Origin of the sequence: Yinghuangia sp. YIM S10712, assembly GCF_051388935.1 — a bacterium.
Classification (GTDB): Bacteria; Actinomycetota; Actinomycetes; order Streptomycetales; family Streptomycetaceae; genus Yinghuangia.
Genome location: NZ_JBPKBI010000007.1, coordinates 30,352 through 45,304 on the forward strand (window position 1 = coordinate 30,352; position 14,953 = coordinate 45,304).

Consider the following 14,953-nt stretch of genomic DNA (forward strand, 5'->3'; position numbering starts at 1 on the left):
CGCGTACGGGTGTCCAGGCCGATGATGACGGCGTTGCGAACCGCGGTCCGCGAGCCCGCGGAGAGCCCGCCCAACCGGGTCGGCGCGACGGCGTCCGCAGCGGCCGCGAGATAGGCGGCACGGGCAAGTCGGCCTCGGGTGGCGGCGACATGGGCGAGGGTGTCGAACGCGTCGGCGACCTCCTGCGGCAAGCCGGCCGCGTGACCGGTGCCGAGTGCGTCGAGTGCGTGGACCTCGGCGCTGCCCGGAGCGTCGGTGAGCAGATCGGCCTGCGCGAGCCCGAGCAGGGCCACGGCCTTCGCCGCGGGGTCGGCCGACGCTGTGCCGATCGTCCGGATCTCGTGGGCGTGCGCCCGCGCGGCGTCGGGGTCGTGATGTTCGAGCGCGACCTGCATCATGACGTCCAAGGCACGCCAGGCCAGGGCGGCGCAGCGGTCGCGTGTGCGGTCGTGGAGCAGCAGGCCCGTGCCTCGGGCCGCGGTGTACTCCCCCGCCGCCAATTCGGCGTAGGCGCGGGCCTGGAGGAGTGCGTCGACACCCCACGGGACGCGTGTGTCGGCGCTGCGCGCGAGTTCCTCTCGGACGCGCTCCTTGGCCCGTTGCGGGTTTCCCTCCTGGACGTCGACGAGGGCGAGGACCTGGGCGGCGGCGCAGCGGATCAGGGTGTCGACGACGTTTCCGGACTCCGCGCCTTCGGCGAACCGACCGATCGCTTCGGCCAGTTCGCGGGCGTGTGGCAGGTCGAGCCGAGCTCGCGCGGCGTGCGCCCGGCACCACAGGGCCATGGCCTCGGCGTGGACGTGGCCTCCGGCCCGCGCGACGGCCAGGCACTCGTCCGCCGCTTCGGCCATCGCCGCGAAGTCGCCTCGTCCCAGCAGGCTAAGGGCGAGCAGGCACAAGGCGTCGCCGAGGACGTGTGGCCCCCCGGCGGCACGAGCCCGGTCGAGGGCTTCTTGCGCCGTCCGCAGTGCGTCTTCGGCGCCGGTCACCAGGCCGACGCCGGCCAGGGTGACCGACGCGTGGGCGTGTGCCGCCGGTTCGTGGGCGCGCGTCGCGACTCGCGCGGCCTCGGCGGCCGTGGCGGACGCCTGTGCCTCGTCACCGAGCCACAGCAGCAACGCCGCACGGTGCGCCAGGGCCGCGGCGCGCAGCGGGGCAGGGGCGTCCGGCGCGGCCGACAGCGCCCGATTCGTGGCTTCGAGGCCTTCCGCGAGCCGCCCGGAGGAACGCCACCAGAAGCCGAGGGCTACGGCGAGGCGCAGGGCATCGTGCGGCCGGTGGGTGTGGGCGTGGGTGAGCGCGGCGCGGAAGTCCGCTGCGGCGTCTTCGCGTTCGTCCGGAGCGTCGGGGCCGCCGGGGCCGGGCCACGTGCGTTGCGCGAGCGCGAGGTGGTGGAGGAGGTGGCGGTGGCCGAGCATTTCGCGGTCGAGGGCCGCCCGTACCGTCGGGTGGTCGGTCACGTCCGGGGGTTCGTACGCGTAGTCACGGATCGGCGCGAGCATGCGGAACAGTTGCCCGTGCGCCGACAGCCTGCGGGTGACAAAGGATTTGTCTGCCAAGGTGTCGAGGTGGCGGGGGATCACGTCCGCCGGCAGGTGTTCGTCGGCACACACGGCAACTGCGGCGGCTGTGGACCACGGCCCTCGGAAGACCGCGAGGCGTCGGAGCAGCACGCGTTCGGAGACGGACAGCCGGTAGTAGCTCCAGTCGATGGCCGCGTGCATCGTGCGGTGGCGTGTGTCGCCGCGGCGTCGGCGGTCTGCGAGCATCCTCAGGTCGAGCGTGTCGGCGATCTCGCGGACGCTGAGCATCCGCACGCGGGCTGCGGCGAGTTCGATGGCCAGGGGGATGCCGTCGACGGCCCGGACGATGCGGTCCACGTCGGCGAGGGCCTGCTCGGTGAAGGCCACATCTCGCCGGGCGAGGCGCGCACGGTCGACGAACAACCGCGCGGCGTCGGTGTCCGGGTGGCCGGTGGCGTGGCCGGGGTGCGTGTCCGTGCCCGCTTCTGTGCCGAGCGGAGGGACCGGCCAGACGAACTCGGCGGTGGTGTGCAGGGGTTCGCGCGCGGTGGCGAGGATCCGTACGTACGGGCACGTTGCCAGGAGCACTTCGACGACGCGGGCAGCCTCGTCGGCGACGTGGTCGCAGCCGTCCAGGACCAAGAGCAGCCGGCGTCCGCGCAGGATTTCGGTGACCGCGTCGATCGCGTCCTCGTCCGGGGTGCGGACACCTGGTCCGACCGCGTGCAGCAGGGCGACGTCGACCGGCTCGCGCGAGGGCAGCGCGGCTGCCAGGTCGACGAGGGCCACGTCGTCGCCGGGATCGGCGTCGTCGGCACGGTGCCGGGCGAGGCGGACGGCCAGTCGGGTCTTCCCGACGCCGGCCGGACCGACGAGCGTGGTCAGGCGGTGTTCCGCGCGGAGGGCGTCGGTCAGTCGGGCGAGTTCGTCCCGGCGTCCGATGAAGCTGGTGGCGCTGTCGCGGCGGCGCAGCAGCCGGACATCGGAACCGGTCATCTCCCGCCCCCGTCGCTATCTCGGCCGCCATCCGTCGTGTCGGTTGTTTTACGTTTCGCCGTGTTCATGAGGTCCCCGTTTATCCACGCCGGTCATCCGACTTGGAAAAATGCTAACGCGCGACCCCGGAAGCCATTCTGTAAAAAAGCGTCAGACTCTTGATATAGGGAAGTCCCTCGACCGCGCGCCTTGCGGCTCCCTTTAGGAAGGACGCGCAGGTCGCGCGACCCGTTGCATGGATTTTGTCCACCTCGGATATCGTCGTGTATTTACATGCGCGACCTACCGGTGCGGAACATCATGGTTGCGGGCTTGTGTGGGGTCTTTTCCGATCGGCCCGCGGTGTACGGCGCGCGCAAATCGCCAGGTGACGGGGCCGCGGCTCGTACGCGATCGTGCGTGCGCGGGTCATGCGGCACGGCGATTCGCCCGCACCGTGCCGCGTGGTCGGGACCGAACTCCCCGGGCGGGCCCGGGCGCCCCGTTGGGGGATCACGCAGTTCGAGTGGTCCGGCAGATCAGGGATGGAAATGGGCACACGCGAGGCCGAGTACCGCATGCCGGAGTGGTTGCTGGGACGCGAGGAGACGATCGAAGCCTGCGCGGCACGCGACGTCGGGGCGATCTTCGTGCTCGCCCGACGCTACACCGGCTGCTTCAACAGCAAACTGGCCCGCCTGTGCGGTCTGACGCCGAGCAGGGTGGGCGAGTACATCTCCGGCCGTTCCCGGGCCCAGCAGCAGCAGGTCATCGAGCGGGTGGCGGACGGGCTCGGAATCCCCGGGCACATGCTCGGACTCTCGCCGCGCCCCTGGGAGTTGACCGAGGCGCAGGCGACTCCCACGGCTCCGCATCCGTCTGCGAACCTCCGGCCGGCCGCACCGGAGAAGCAGGGCGCGGACGTCTTCGCGGCGGGCTTGGCCGCGTCCCCGGGCGACGTGATCGAACTCAGCACGGAGGTGGCGCTGGACATCTCCGAGACGGGGGCCGCGCGACTCATGTACCGGCATGTGCTGTTGAACCTCGGCGACCGCCCGCTGGCGAGTTTCGCGCGCCAGGTGTGGTTCGAACGGACGTCGGGGCGGATCTCCCTGGTGGCCGTGCGACCCCCCGAGCCGGCGATGGCGCCGTCGCATGTCGTGACGGTGCGGCGCGTGCACGAGACCGGCTCGTTCCTGAAGTTCGCGTGTCTGATCTCGCCGCCGCTCGCGCCGCGGGAGTCGATGGTCGTGCAATACCTGTGCACCGGCGGCATCTTCGTCGAGGACCACTACTGGCGGCAGGACATCATCCGCCCCACCCGCCATCTCCAGGTGACCGTACGCCAGCTCGGCGTCGCCGAGTTGCGCGGTTGCGACGTGGTCGAGGAACTCGGCGACGGACGCGAGGAGCCGTCGACGTCGGGGCTGGCGTGGACCCGGCGCGAGGACGGCACGGTCTTCGTGACGTACTCCCGTGCCGATCTGTCTGCGCCCCAGGCGCTGACACTGCGCTGGGACGTGGCCACCGATCGCGCCGCCGAATGACACGAACCCGCCGGCGTACGAAGGTGGTTGGCGCCTGAACGGGCGCAGGTGCGGGTTTTCGCGGTGCGGGCCGTCCGAGGGCAACGTGGTGCGCGGCGACGGCGAGAGAGCGAGACAGCAGGCAAGGCCGCGCCCGTTTTCGCCGGTCCCGCCTGTCCCGCCTGTCCCGCCGAGCACGCCGAGCACGAAACTCCCGACGTCGGGCAGGTGGTGCTGGTCGCTGCGCACGAGGCAGTGGTCATCCGACGTCGGGCAGGTGGAGCGGGCGTTCCGAACGTTGGACGCGGTGGTCATGGCGTGGGCCTTGCCGGGGGGCGGTGGGCCAACGCTTGTGCGTTACCCGGGTTTTGCCCGACTCGGGTAAGTGCTGGGTAATCGCGGCGGCCTCCCGGCAGACCGCCTCGGCTGTCGAGACTTGCGTCGGTTTCGGATCGCCCTGTGGGAGTGAGCGGCCCGGGCCTGCCTCCGTCTCCTCCGAAGGACCGCCGCGATGGTTACTCACCGTCTTCCCCCGCACGACTGGCAAGCGACAAGTGAGAACGGCGTCGTCGGCGTCGACGGAGACGGACTGCGCGTGCGGTGGTGCGCTCCGCCGCCCGACGCGGAACCGTGGTTCGGGTCGGCGGCCGAGTTCGCCTGGGGCATACCGAGGCGTGAGCAACGCCGCGTGACTCTCCTCCCGTACCCCGTGCCGCACTTGGTGCAGATCGGCACCCATCTGCTGCTGTGTGGTGTGCCGCGAGGCCGTCTCGTGCACGAACTCAACGGCAGCGGGCGCGGTTTCGCGATCGCCTTGCGCCCCGGGGCGCTCGCCCGCCTGTTCGGAATCCGGGACGCCTCGTTGCTCGCGGACCAAGTGGTCCCGCTGTCACGGTGGATCGGCACGACACGCGCGGTGGAGCTCGCGGGGGCGTTGCAGCAAGCGCCCTCGATCGCCGACAAGGCGGCGACGGTCGGGTCCCGTTTGCGGCTTCCCCCGGGCAGCGGCGCCGAACTCGCGCGTGCGCGCGACATCATCGAGGCTGTCCTGGGTCCCTGTACGGCAGGGCGCGTGCGAGACGCCGCCTATGACCAGGCCATGTCGGTCCGTTCGCTGCAAAGACTCTTCAACGTGCATCTCGGCGTCGGGCCCAAGGCCGCGACCCGGCGGTGCCGTCTGGTGCGCGCGGCGGCGGAACTGGTCCACGAACCGCACCCGTGGACGCGTTTGGTCGGGCAGTTCGGGTTCTTCGACCAGCCGCACTTCATCAACGACTTCGGCAAGGGGCTCGGCATCACCCCGGCCGCGTTCGCGGCGCAGTGCCGGAGCACACGCTACGCCGGGCCGTCCGGCGACGCGCCGCCGCCCTCGTCCCGTGCCGCCGTCGCCTTGTGTTGATCTGAGGCGCCGTCAGGCGCTCGCGCCCACAGCCTTTTTCCTCAGTCCTCCGGGTATGTTGCCTCGCGGACCCCGCGAACCCCTTGCCGCGGCCAGCACTCGGGCGACCGCCCGCGGCCTGAGCCGCCCGGCCAGGCGGACGAAACGTCCGCGCCGGTCACCCGCCGACGCGGCCTTGATGCGGGTCCGCACGAGACGCCCGTGCCGCACGCACTCATCGGCCAGTGTCTCCGATGCCGCGACACCTCCGAACGCCACGCCGTCGGCGGCCGAGGCGACCACGGCCGCGGACGCGCCCGCCTCGGTGCCCGCGCCCACGCGGGCGTGTTCGACGACGTCGCCGGTGGTGGCCCCCGCGGGCAGCGGCGGTCCGATGCGCGCCAAGTCGTCGACCAGTTGCTCCCAGGACCCGGCGATACGCATCTCGGGCGTGCCACGGGCTCGTGAACGGCGCAGCCACACCGGCCCGGCGAATGCCAGCGCGACATACCCGGCGAGCGCGGCGGACACCACCGCCGAGACCACCACGCCGGCGCCCACACCGGTGTCGCGGCCACCGGCGTGGTCCTCGGTGGCGGCTGCGTGTGCGCGGTTCTCGATCGCACTGTCGATCTCCGCCCGCGACGGCGGCCCGGTGGGCGCGCCGGGCGATGCGGGTTCGGCGGGTACCGGCTCGGGTTCCGCGACCTCCTCGGTGGGGGGCGCGACCGCCGATGTGGCGCTTCCGGCCCCCGGCGTGGGGAAGAAAGGCACCCAGCCCGCGCCGGCGAACTCCACTTCCGCCCACACCAGGACGTCCCCTCCCCGCACGCGGGTGACCGGCTCGGCCTGCTGCGCCTCGGCGCGGAAACCGACCACCACGCGCGCCGGAAGGGCCAGTGTGCGCGCCATCAGCGCGAAGGCCGTCGCGAACTGCTCGGAGGTGCCCTGGCGGCTGGTCTCCAGGAAGTACTGGATGTGCCGGTAGGAGTGGCCGGGGATCGCCTGCGGGTCCCCGGCCGCGTACCCGCGCAGCCAAGAGGCCAGCCGCAGAGCCTGCTGGTAGGGGAACTGCGCCCCGGCGGTGGCCTGTTGGGCGTAGTCGCGGAGCGCGGCGACGACCGGCGGCGCGGCGCCCGACTCGTCGCCGCCCGGGAGTTCCAGCGCGGACGCGGTACGGCCGGCGGCCATGTATTCCGTGCGGGCCGGGTCGTGCTCGGTCGGACGGCTCGTCACCTGGTAGCGCATCCCTGTCCGCAGCGGTGTCTCGGACGCGAGCACACCGCTCTCCGGATCCACCGCGAACTCTCCTTCTGTTGCGTGCACTTCGACCGGACGCTCCACTGCCGGCAGGAACACGCCGGGGAGTTCCGCGACGGTGATGTCCTGTCCGACCGGCGTCCCGGCGGCGTCGCGCTCCGACTCCGGGACGCGCCCGCCGGACGGCAGGAAGCGGTCCACCGGCGTCCACGAGACACCGTCGTAGTGGTCGAACACCGCGAGCCGGTAGAGCTTTCCGCCGGGCGGAGGCGGCGACCCGGCGTCGGTGAACATCAGCGTCTCGGGGTGTTGCAGCCACGCCGAGACGTACGCGAGCGGGCTGGGCCCGCGCAATGTCGTCGGCGCCGGGGGGTCGACATGGCCGCGCGGGTCGAACGCGTGCCGGGCCCCTCCGGGCAGCGACAGCGCGGCGAACGCGCCCGGAATCGCGAGGGCCAGGGCCAGCAGCCCGGCGAGCGCGATGTTGGCGGGGCGCGGCGCGGTGTCGCGGACTGCGAGGAACAAGCCGACCGCCGCGGCGAATCCCGCGACGAGCGGCAGCGAGGTGCCGGGCGCGCCGGTGGCCAGCAGCGCCGCGCCGAGAAACAGCGCGGTGGCCGGCAGTACCGCCAGTGCGGCGAACCGCGTGCGATAAAGGAGTTCGGCACCTGCGGCGGACGCGACCCAGACGCAGGCGGGCACCAGGATGCTGCTCGTTCCCGGCGGCGCGGGCAGGACCGTGGTGAGGATCTCGCGTGGGACGTCGGCGAGATCGCCGGCCATCGCGGCGACCGATCCCGGCGTCGGGACGACGGCGGCCAGGGCACGGTCGCGCGCGTAGACAGCGCTGCCCGCCACCACGGCGGCCACGAGGTTCACGGTCACGGTCGCGGACACCGGCGCCGGGGCTCGCATTCCCCGGCACGCCGCGCCGACGACGATCGCGGGGACGACGGCCGCGACCACGGTGGGCGCCAGCACGGTCGTAAGGCCGAACACCCGGTGGAACATCAGGCCCACGAAGGCCGCGAGCAGCATCACCATCGTCAGGGCGGGCAGTTCGGCTCCCCGGCGACCGGGCTCCGTTGTTCGGCGCGGTCCGGCTGCACGCGGCTGCCGTCGCCCGTTCCCCGAAGGCGTACGGGCGTTCGGCTTCCGGCGGACGGAGGCGTCCGTGCCGGATTCTTCCCCGGTGGATGCCGGTCGAACGGTTCCCGCTGACATGTGTTGTCGACTCCCGTCAGCGTTTGGCGCCCGGCCACAGCCTGGCCACGTCGGCGAGTTCGGCGACGGCGGCCCGACGAATGCCTCCGCTCGGGGTGGGCGTGTCCGTCGGCCTCTCGCCGACGTGCACGATCACGGCGTGTTCGTGATTGCGGGCCGCACCGGCGATGCGCCCTGCCACATCGGTCTCGGCCCATCCGGTGACCACGGCGAGCAGGCCTCCGGCCCCCGCACGGCGCACTTGGTCGAGCGCCCGTGTGAAGCCTTCGTCGTCGGCGCGGATTTCGCTGAAGTGTGCGAGGAGTTCCGCGTTGTCGACGCGTCGGCCGGATACACCGCCCGACTGTCCCGCGGCGTGCGAGCCGGTGCACACCCGCAGCGGGAAATGCCGTGACGATGCCGCGTATCCGACGGACGCCGCGACGTCGACCGCGAGTTCGAAGTCCGCGCCGGAATGCGGCCCGGCGTAGGAAGCGTGCCGGGTGTCGAGCAGCAACGTGGTCACCGGCATGCTCACGTCCGCCATCTGACGCACCATCAAGGTCCCGGTGCGTGCGGTCGCCCGCCAGTGCACGCGCCGCAGGTCGTCGCCTTCGACGTAGTCGCGCAGCGTGTGGAACGTCATCGTGCCCTCGTTCGCGGAATCGGACGTCGGGCCCTCCAAGTGATGTTCGCGTCCCGACGGCGGCAGCCCGACGGGGTGCAGGCGCGGGTGGACCATCAGCGTGACCGCGGCGCCGATGGGCATGCTGCGGTAGGCGAGTCCGAATACATCGCGGCGGACGAGCCGCAGCGGCCCGACCGGCACGTGTCCGCGCCGGTTCGTCGGGACGGCGTAGTCGGCCCGCACGGTCGCCCCGGCCGGCAGCGGCGGCAGACGCACCGAGACCACGGCTCCGTCGCAGTGGTCTTCCACGACGAGCCCTCGGCAGGGCCGGGCGCCGAGGTTGGTGACGCTGACGACTCCGCCCGCTCGGTCGCCGCGTGCGACGCGCGTCGGGCTGAGGCGGCGTTCGGCGGTCAGGCGCGGGCTCGGCAGCGTGCCGACGAGTGCCACGGCGACCGCGGCGAGGCCGGTGACACCGAGGGCGACGGGCTCGGGGTGCCCGATCGCCCAGCCTCCGCCGAGCAGGACGCCGCAGGTCGCGAGGACCGCCCAGCCGACCGGTGTGGGCCGGGGGCCGCGGCCGCCCCCGGCCGACGTGGCCGCCGTCGGGCGAACCGTCATGGGCATTCCCACAGTTCGGGCGAGAATTTCGACTCGTCCGCATTCGGCGTGCGGATGTACAGGTCGCTGGTGTAGCCCGTCTCGCCCTTCCAGGACACCTTGTCCCAGATGTTGCTGCGCAGCGACGTGCCGTCCCGGGGCACCGTCTGGCCGGTGGTCTGGCAGTGCACGGTGATGGGACCGGTGTAACCCGCCGGAATCTGCGCCACCGAGGTGGTGCCGGCCACCCCGGGGCCGCTGCGAACGCCCACGGTCACCCCGTTGTCCGAGTTGGGTCCGACGTTGTACGTGCGGGTGGGCGGCCTCAGGTCGGCGACGGCGGACGCGGCGGGCCCCGTGCCCACCTCGTTCGTGGCGGTGACCTTGACGTTGTACGTGTGGCCGTTGGTCAGGCCCTTGGGGGCGGCGGTGGTCTCCGTGGTCGTGGTGCTGCCCTTGGACGCCTGGCCGGACCCGGACCACGAGACCGTGTAGGTCACCTTGGAGCCGCCCGCGTTCGCCGGTGCCTTCCACGTCGCGGTGAAGCTCTTGCCGTTGCGTGGAACCTGTGTCTTGAGCGAGGTGGGTGCGGAGACGAGCACGCACGGCCGTACCGCGGTCGACGCGCCCGAGGTGAGCTTGGTCGAGCCGAACTCGGCGACGACCTTGAAGCTGTATTCGTCGGCGCAGCTCAGCCCGGTGACGACGAACTGGAACGGGCCGCCGGGTGCAACCGTCGCAGGCGTGGCCTTCGCGCCTTCCGGAAGGTCGGCGAGGGAGTACCGGTCAGGGCGCGCGCCCGGGGACGCCGCGAAGACGAGCGTGATGCGGCCGGGGCCGGACTCCGCTTTGGGGGTGCCGGGCGGCTTCGGTGTCGGCGCCGGTGGCGTGGACGGCGGGGGCGAACTCGGCGGCGGCGCGGAACTGGTGGTCGGGTTGGGCGCGGGCTTCGTCGTGGTCGGCACCGGCTTCGTCGTCGTGGGCACAGGCTGCGTCGTGGTCGGCACGGGCAGCGCCGTCGTCGGAGCGGGCAGCGCTGTGGTCGGCACGGGCTGCGCCGTGGTCGGCACGGGCAGCGCTGTGGTCGGCACCGGTGCGGGCGGGCCGTTCGGCACAGAGGGCCGTGGTGTCGGCGGCTCCGTCGGCGGCCTCGATGGCGGCGGGACGACGGGCACGCGCTCGGTGACGGTCACCACGACCGTGGGCGCCGGCGTCGTCGCGGGCGGGGGCGTACTCCGGTCGGGCGGCGACGTGCTGCCCGTCGTTTCGTCCCGCCCCGGAGGATCGTCGCGAACCGGCTCGGTCGGCGGGCGCGTCGTCGGTTCGGCGGTGGTCGCGTCCGGACGCGGTCCGCCGGGCGGAGTTCCCGTGGAGGCGGTCGCCGAATCGCTCGGCGCGGCCGATTGGCTCGGCTGAGTGGGCCGGGTAGTGCGTGTCGTGGTCGGAGACGGGCTCTTGTCCGCCTCCGAGGGGACGTCGGGCTTGTACTTGTCGACCGGGTGCGCCCTGCCTTGGGCGTCCACCACGACGGCGGTCGCTTGGGTCTGGTCGTTGGCCCACAACAGGCCGTCCCGGACGTCGAGTTCGAGGGGCCCCGCGGTTCCCGTGACGCGCACCGAGGGTGCGAACGCGGCGGCGGCCGTGTCGTAGACGAGGAGTGTTCCTGTGGTGCGGTCCGGGACGTAGACGCGGTTGCCGAGGACCTCGGGCGGCCCGAAATCGTTGCCGGGGGTCGCGACCGGTGCGGCCTGCACGGCGCCGTCGTCGATGTTCAGCAGCACCAGCTGCCCCGAGTCGGCGGCGAGGATCGGCACCAGCGGCCCCTCGCCGCGCTCCGGTATGCGGACGGCTTCCGGCTTGGCGCCGGCGACCGCCTCGGGCAGGTTGATGGAGCGTACGGGCCCTTCTTCCCCGATCACCTTGACGACGCCCGCCGTGGTGTCGGTCACGACCGGGCGGCCGTCGGCGATCGTCAGGAGGAGGACGTGGCCCGGATCGGCGACCGGGATCGGGGCGGAGGGCACCGCGCCCCGCACCGCGACGACCTGTCCGGTGGCCGGCAGGGTCACCCACAGATTGCCCGAGTTGTCGGCGCCGGCGGGGCCGAGGGGTTTGGAGCCGAGGTCGATCGGCGCGGAGACGGGTGCCAGGGACACGGGGTCGATCGGCTGGACGGTGCCGGCCAGGGCGTCGACGAGCCATGCCTTGCCGGCGCCCACGGCCAGGGTCAGGCCGTCGGCGCCGTAGCTGCGCATCTGGGGCACGGTGAGCTGCGCGGGGTCGATGCGGCTGACGGTCCCCGTCTCCTGGTCGAGGACCAGCACGGTGCTTCCGTCGGTGCCCACTTCGAGTGGACCGTTCGTCTCGCCGGCGAGTTCGACTCTGCCGTCCACCTGCCCCGTGGTTCCGTTGACGTGCACGACGGTGTTGGCACGCGAACTCGGCAGCCAGTTGCCGAGATCCGCGAGCGACACCTTCGCCCCCGCCGCCCCCGTGCCGAGGACGACGGCCGTCGCCAGCAGCGCGACACACACGGCCAGCGACACCCAGCCGGCCACGCGCCTGCGAGCCCCCGACCACAGGGGCGTTCGGAAACGGGGCTGGACTGCCTGCGAACTCATCGTCGTTCTCCGGTTCTCCGCCGTGCGCCCGGGTCGCCGGGCGCCTCGCGAGGGATCGAGCGACTGCCGGGCACAACGACGATTTCCCGCCGAGCCCACAGTGTGGACAGCCGCGGCTGCGTCCGGCTTGCAAAAACGCGTCTATTTGGGTGCGGGATCCGCTTACCGGACCTGGATGTCCGTCACCTTCCAGTCGGCCGCCGCGTCGGATCTCCCGAGGATCACGTACACGACCTGGTCGGGGGACCGCTCGGTCCAGCCGTCCCGACCCGTGGCCGTCACGGTCACGTTCCAGGCGTGGAACGCCCGGAACGGCGTGTCCTCCGGTTTCCCGGTCTCGTCGGCCGACGTCAACTCGACCGTGGTGTAGGCCTGGTGCGCCTGCCAGGTGAACCATTCGCCGCCCGGGCTGCGGTCCGGCGGGTTGTCCCGCAGGGTCGCGAAGTACTCCGGCGCGAGATACGGCGCGGCGCGCATCGCGGCGTCCCAGCCGGACGCGTCGATGGCGGTGTCCATGGTGTACGTGATCGCCACCACCGCGCGCGACACCGCCACCGCGTCGCGGCCGTCGACGGAGGACGGCGCCGGCGGTGCTCCCCCCGCGGGGGTTCCCGGACGGCCGGTCAGCACCGGGACCGTCGACGGGGGCGGGCTCACGGACGCGGTCGGGGCCGTACCGGCGCCGCCCGGCAGCCCCCGGGCCGTGCTCGTCGTTCCCGGGACGAGCGGCGCGGGGCTCTCCGCACGCGGACCGGTGGACTGCCGCGGCGCCTCACCGGGCGCGTCAAGGTCGCAGCCGACGAGCGCGGCGGCAGCGCAGGCTGCCATACCGAGACGTAGTCCGAGCCGTGGCGCGGCGCCCCGGCCTGGACGGCGCATGAAGGGCACGAGTCCCCTCCCGTCTTCAGCGGTTCGAGGTACCGGCGGAACATCCAGTACACCCCGTGGTAGTTGGACAGCGGCTGGACTTCCACGAACCTGCCGTGGGTGTAGGCGTGGACGACCTGCCCGCCGCCGGCGTATATCGCGATGTGGTAGTAATGGCCGCCCCTGGCTTTGCTGAAGGCCACGGCGTCGCCCGGATGGACCTTGGAAAGATCGAAGTTCTTTCCGCCGTAGCCCTCGGCCACCAAGTCGCCCTGGCGCCTTTGCTGGTCGGCGGTACGCGGCAGTGTGAACCGCCCCGACGAGGCCTGGTGGTAGGCGTATTGGACGAGCCCGGAGCAGTCGAAACCGAAAACGTTCCTGTCGTCGTAGCCCGAGTCCGCGATCCCGTAGCTCGGCCCCTTGGATCCGCCCCCGCCCCACGAATAGGTGAGCTTCTTTCCGGGGTGCTTTTTCGCCGCCCACTCGGGATCCGCGTACTGCTTGGCAAGGTAGAGCGCGCACAGGTTCGGGTCGTTGGTCGTGCAGTTGGCCGTGGCGGTGGACGGCGTTCCCCCGTACTTGGCCGCGGCCTTCAGGATCTTCGGAACGTACGCCTTGGTCTGCGAGAACGGCGGGATGCCGCGGAAATAGCACACCGCTCCCTCACCGGCGTTGTAGCCGGCGAGAGCGAGTTCGAGGATGTCCGTGTCCTTGGGGAATTCGCCCGGCTTGGGAGGCGGTCTCTCCCGTCCGTCGTTCAACCGGCATCCGCCGGTGTATGTCCCCTCCCGCATCTGCTTGACGAATCCGACGATGGCGCAGTCGTACCTCCCCTGCGCCATGATCGCGTCCTGCGGATTGTAGGGATCCGCCCCGTTGCCGCTGCCGTCTTCATCACGCCCGTACTGCCGCCATGTCCCCGGAAGAAATTGGCTCAGCCCCTGGGCGTTGGCGTCGCTGACCGCGTTCTTGTTCCAACTGCTCTCCGCTTCGATCTGCGCGGCGACGATCGCCGGCGTGATCTCGGCGCACATGGATCCGGCTTTCTCCACGTACGGTGCGTACGAACGCGCGTGCGCCGGCAGGGCATTGGCGTTGAGCGAGCGACTGTAGGAGCCGCTGTCGACGCTCTCCGGCTCCTCCCACGGCAAGAACGCGACCATGTACGAGGCCGTCACGACCGCGAAGGTCGCGGTGAGGGCGCCGCCCAATCCGGCGGCGACAAAGCCGATTCCGAAGCCCATGTCTAGCGCGCTGCCTCCATCCCCACCCCGAGCCCGGCGGCCAAGTGCGGCGCAACGGCGATTCCTCCGACTCCGAGCGCCACCAGGCCGGGGCGGTCTGCGGCCAGTTGCACGTATTTACGGAGCGTTCCCACCGGCTGAAGCGTGTCCAACGCTCCGCGGACCGCACCCACGATGGGGTTGAAGTCGATTTCGTCGGACATGGCAACTTCCTTTCCGCGAAGGGTTCAACCGACCAGAAACAGACTCGCGAGCGCCAGTGCGGACATCGCCAGCGATACGGAGCCGAGCACGATGACGATTCCGGTCGCGGCCTCCCCGAAACCGTTCTGATAGGCGACGGCGAGTTTCGCCGCGCTGAAGAGCACGCCGAGGACACCGGCGACCAGGGCGACCCACTGCGCTATGGAGACGAGTTGCCCCATGGGCTTGGTGATCTCGTCGGGCGCCGAGAAGTCATAGCGGTCGTATGTCTTCGAATCCTCGATCTTCGGCGCGGCCCAGGCACGCTGGAAATGCGCTTGGTGGCCCCGGCAGATCGAGATCAATCCGCCGTCGCGCGCGGTGTCGAGGGGTTCGACGTCGGGCTGGCCCTGCACGGATTTGATGAGGTCCCACCACTGGTCGCACGGGGATTGGCGGGCAGCGAGGGTCTTGATCTTCGCGCACTGCGGTTGTTCGAGATCCAACTCGGCGCGGTTCCACGTCTCGCAGGGTTCGTCCACGAGTTTGGTGAAGTCCACCAGGTTTCCGGCCGTGGCGTACTTCGACATCCATTCGTTCCAGTTGTCGGGCTGGTCCTGGTTGACTTTCTTGTTGTTGCCCCACAGGCCGCCGAAATCCCCTTCGAAGGTGCCGAGCGGCGAGAATCCGTCCCCGAAGAGCCCGACGCTGTCGCGGCAGTACCACCAGAACCAGTTGCCTTCCGGATCCTTGGGGACGTAGAACGCGTCGGGCTGGTGGCGGCACGCCTGCGCCCTGGGTTCGAGCGCGTCGTTTTCGTCCGCCGGAAGCCGGGCCACGGACGCTGAGGAGGCCCGGGCCGGCGTCTGGGCCGACGCCTGGATCGGCGGCGTCAGCACCGCGACCACCGTGAGCACCAACACCCACACGGCGGCGGGGGGGGGG

10 protein-coding genes are annotated in these 14,953 nt (G+C 71.8%); 2 read left to right on the forward strand and 8 right to left on the reverse strand.

Annotated elements, in window-relative coordinates:
- On the reverse strand, positions 1-2,519 hold a 2,519-nt coding region (locus ACRX5W_RS16725), incomplete at its 3' end, for an ATP-binding protein (protein ID WP_436788949.1).
- Positions 2,520-3,049: 530 nt separating this feature from the next.
- Here ACRX5W_RS16725 and ACRX5W_RS16730 point away from each other — a divergent pair.
- Both ACRX5W_RS16730 and ACRX5W_RS16735 read left to right on the forward strand, forming a co-directional pair.
- The gene (locus tag ACRX5W_RS16730; RefSeq protein WP_436788950.1) at positions 3,050-4,045 is read left to right on the forward strand and encodes a helix-turn-helix domain-containing protein; all 996 of its coding nucleotides are present in this window, start codon (positions 3,050-3,052) and stop codon (positions 4,043-4,045) included.
- 490 nt (positions 4,046-4,535) lie between these two features.
- Positions 4,536-5,423 carry a helix-turn-helix domain-containing protein gene (locus tag ACRX5W_RS16735; protein ID WP_436788951.1) on the forward strand — a complete coding sequence of 296 codons (888 nt, stop codon included), beginning with the start codon at positions 4,536-4,538 and terminating at the stop codon, positions 5,421-5,423.
- A gap of 12 nt (positions 5,424-5,435) precedes the next feature.
- On the opposite strand, the gene ACRX5W_RS16740 is transcribed toward ACRX5W_RS16735, so the two are convergent.
- From ACRX5W_RS16740 to ACRX5W_RS16770, 7 genes are all read right to left on the reverse strand, one after another.
- Positions 5,436-7,700: a DUF3488 and transglutaminase-like domain-containing protein gene (locus ACRX5W_RS16740; protein ID WP_436788952.1), complete on the reverse strand. Its 2,265-nt coding sequence runs from the start codon at positions 7,698-7,700 to the stop codon at positions 5,436-5,438.
- A gap of 202 nt (positions 7,701-7,902) precedes the next feature.
- Complete coding sequence (locus ACRX5W_RS16745) at positions 7,903-9,114, reverse strand: DUF58 domain-containing protein (protein ID WP_436788953.1); 1,212 nt, start codon at positions 9,112-9,114, stop codon at positions 7,903-7,905.
- On the reverse strand, positions 9,111-11,714 hold the full coding sequence (locus ACRX5W_RS16750; protein ID WP_436788954.1) for a fibronectin type III domain-containing protein: 2,604 nt from the start codon (positions 11,712-11,714) through the stop codon (positions 9,111-9,113). The genes ACRX5W_RS16745 and ACRX5W_RS16750 overlap by 4 nt, the downstream gene beginning before the upstream one ends.
- Before the next feature lie 162 nt (positions 11,715-11,876).
- Positions 11,877-12,371, reverse strand: a complete 495-nt coding sequence (locus tag ACRX5W_RS16755) for a hypothetical protein (RefSeq protein WP_436788955.1) — start codon at positions 12,369-12,371, stop codon at positions 11,877-11,879.
- A complete protein-coding gene (locus ACRX5W_RS16760) occupies positions 12,368-13,825 on the reverse strand; it encodes an NlpC/P60 family protein (protein ID WP_436788956.1) in 1,458 nt (485 codons plus the stop codon). Before ACRX5W_RS16760 ends, ACRX5W_RS16755 begins: the two co-directional genes overlap by 4 nt.
- Positions 13,826-13,827: 2 nt before the next feature.
- Complete coding sequence (locus ACRX5W_RS16765; protein ID WP_436788957.1) at positions 13,828-14,028, reverse strand: hypothetical protein; 201 nt, start codon at positions 14,026-14,028, stop codon at positions 13,828-13,830.
- A 24-nt stretch (positions 14,029-14,052) separates the two neighbouring features.
- On the reverse strand, positions 14,053-14,953 hold a 901-nt coding region (locus ACRX5W_RS16770), incomplete at its 5' end, for a hypothetical protein (protein ID WP_436788958.1).

Coding starts and splice junctions, on each gene's coding strand:
- ACRX5W_RS16750 (WP_436788954.1), bottom strand. CDS start 11,714: ATGAGTTCGCAGGCAGTCCAGCCCCGTTTCCGAACGCCCCTGTGGTCG.
- ACRX5W_RS16740 (WP_436788952.1), bottom strand. CDS start 7,700: ATGCTGCTCGCGGCCTTCGTGGGCCTGATGTTCCACCGGGTGTTCGGC.
- ACRX5W_RS16735 (WP_436788951.1), top strand. CDS start 4,536: ATGGTTACTCACCGTCTTCCCCCGCACGACTGGCAAGCGACAAGTGAG.
- ACRX5W_RS16745 (WP_436788953.1), bottom strand. CDS start 9,114: ATGACGGTTCGCCCGACGGCGGCCACGTCGGCCGGGGGCGGCCGCGGC.
- ACRX5W_RS16760 (WP_436788956.1), bottom strand. CDS start 13,825: ATGGGCTTCGGAATCGGCTTTGTCGCCGCCGGATTGGGCGGCGCCCTC.
- ACRX5W_RS16765 (WP_436788957.1), bottom strand. CDS start 14,028: ATGTCCGACGAAATCGACTTCAACCCCATCGTGGGTGCGGTCCGCGGA.
- ACRX5W_RS16730 (WP_436788950.1), top strand. CDS start 3,050: ATGGGCACACGCGAGGCCGAGTACCGCATGCCGGAGTGGTTGCTGGGA.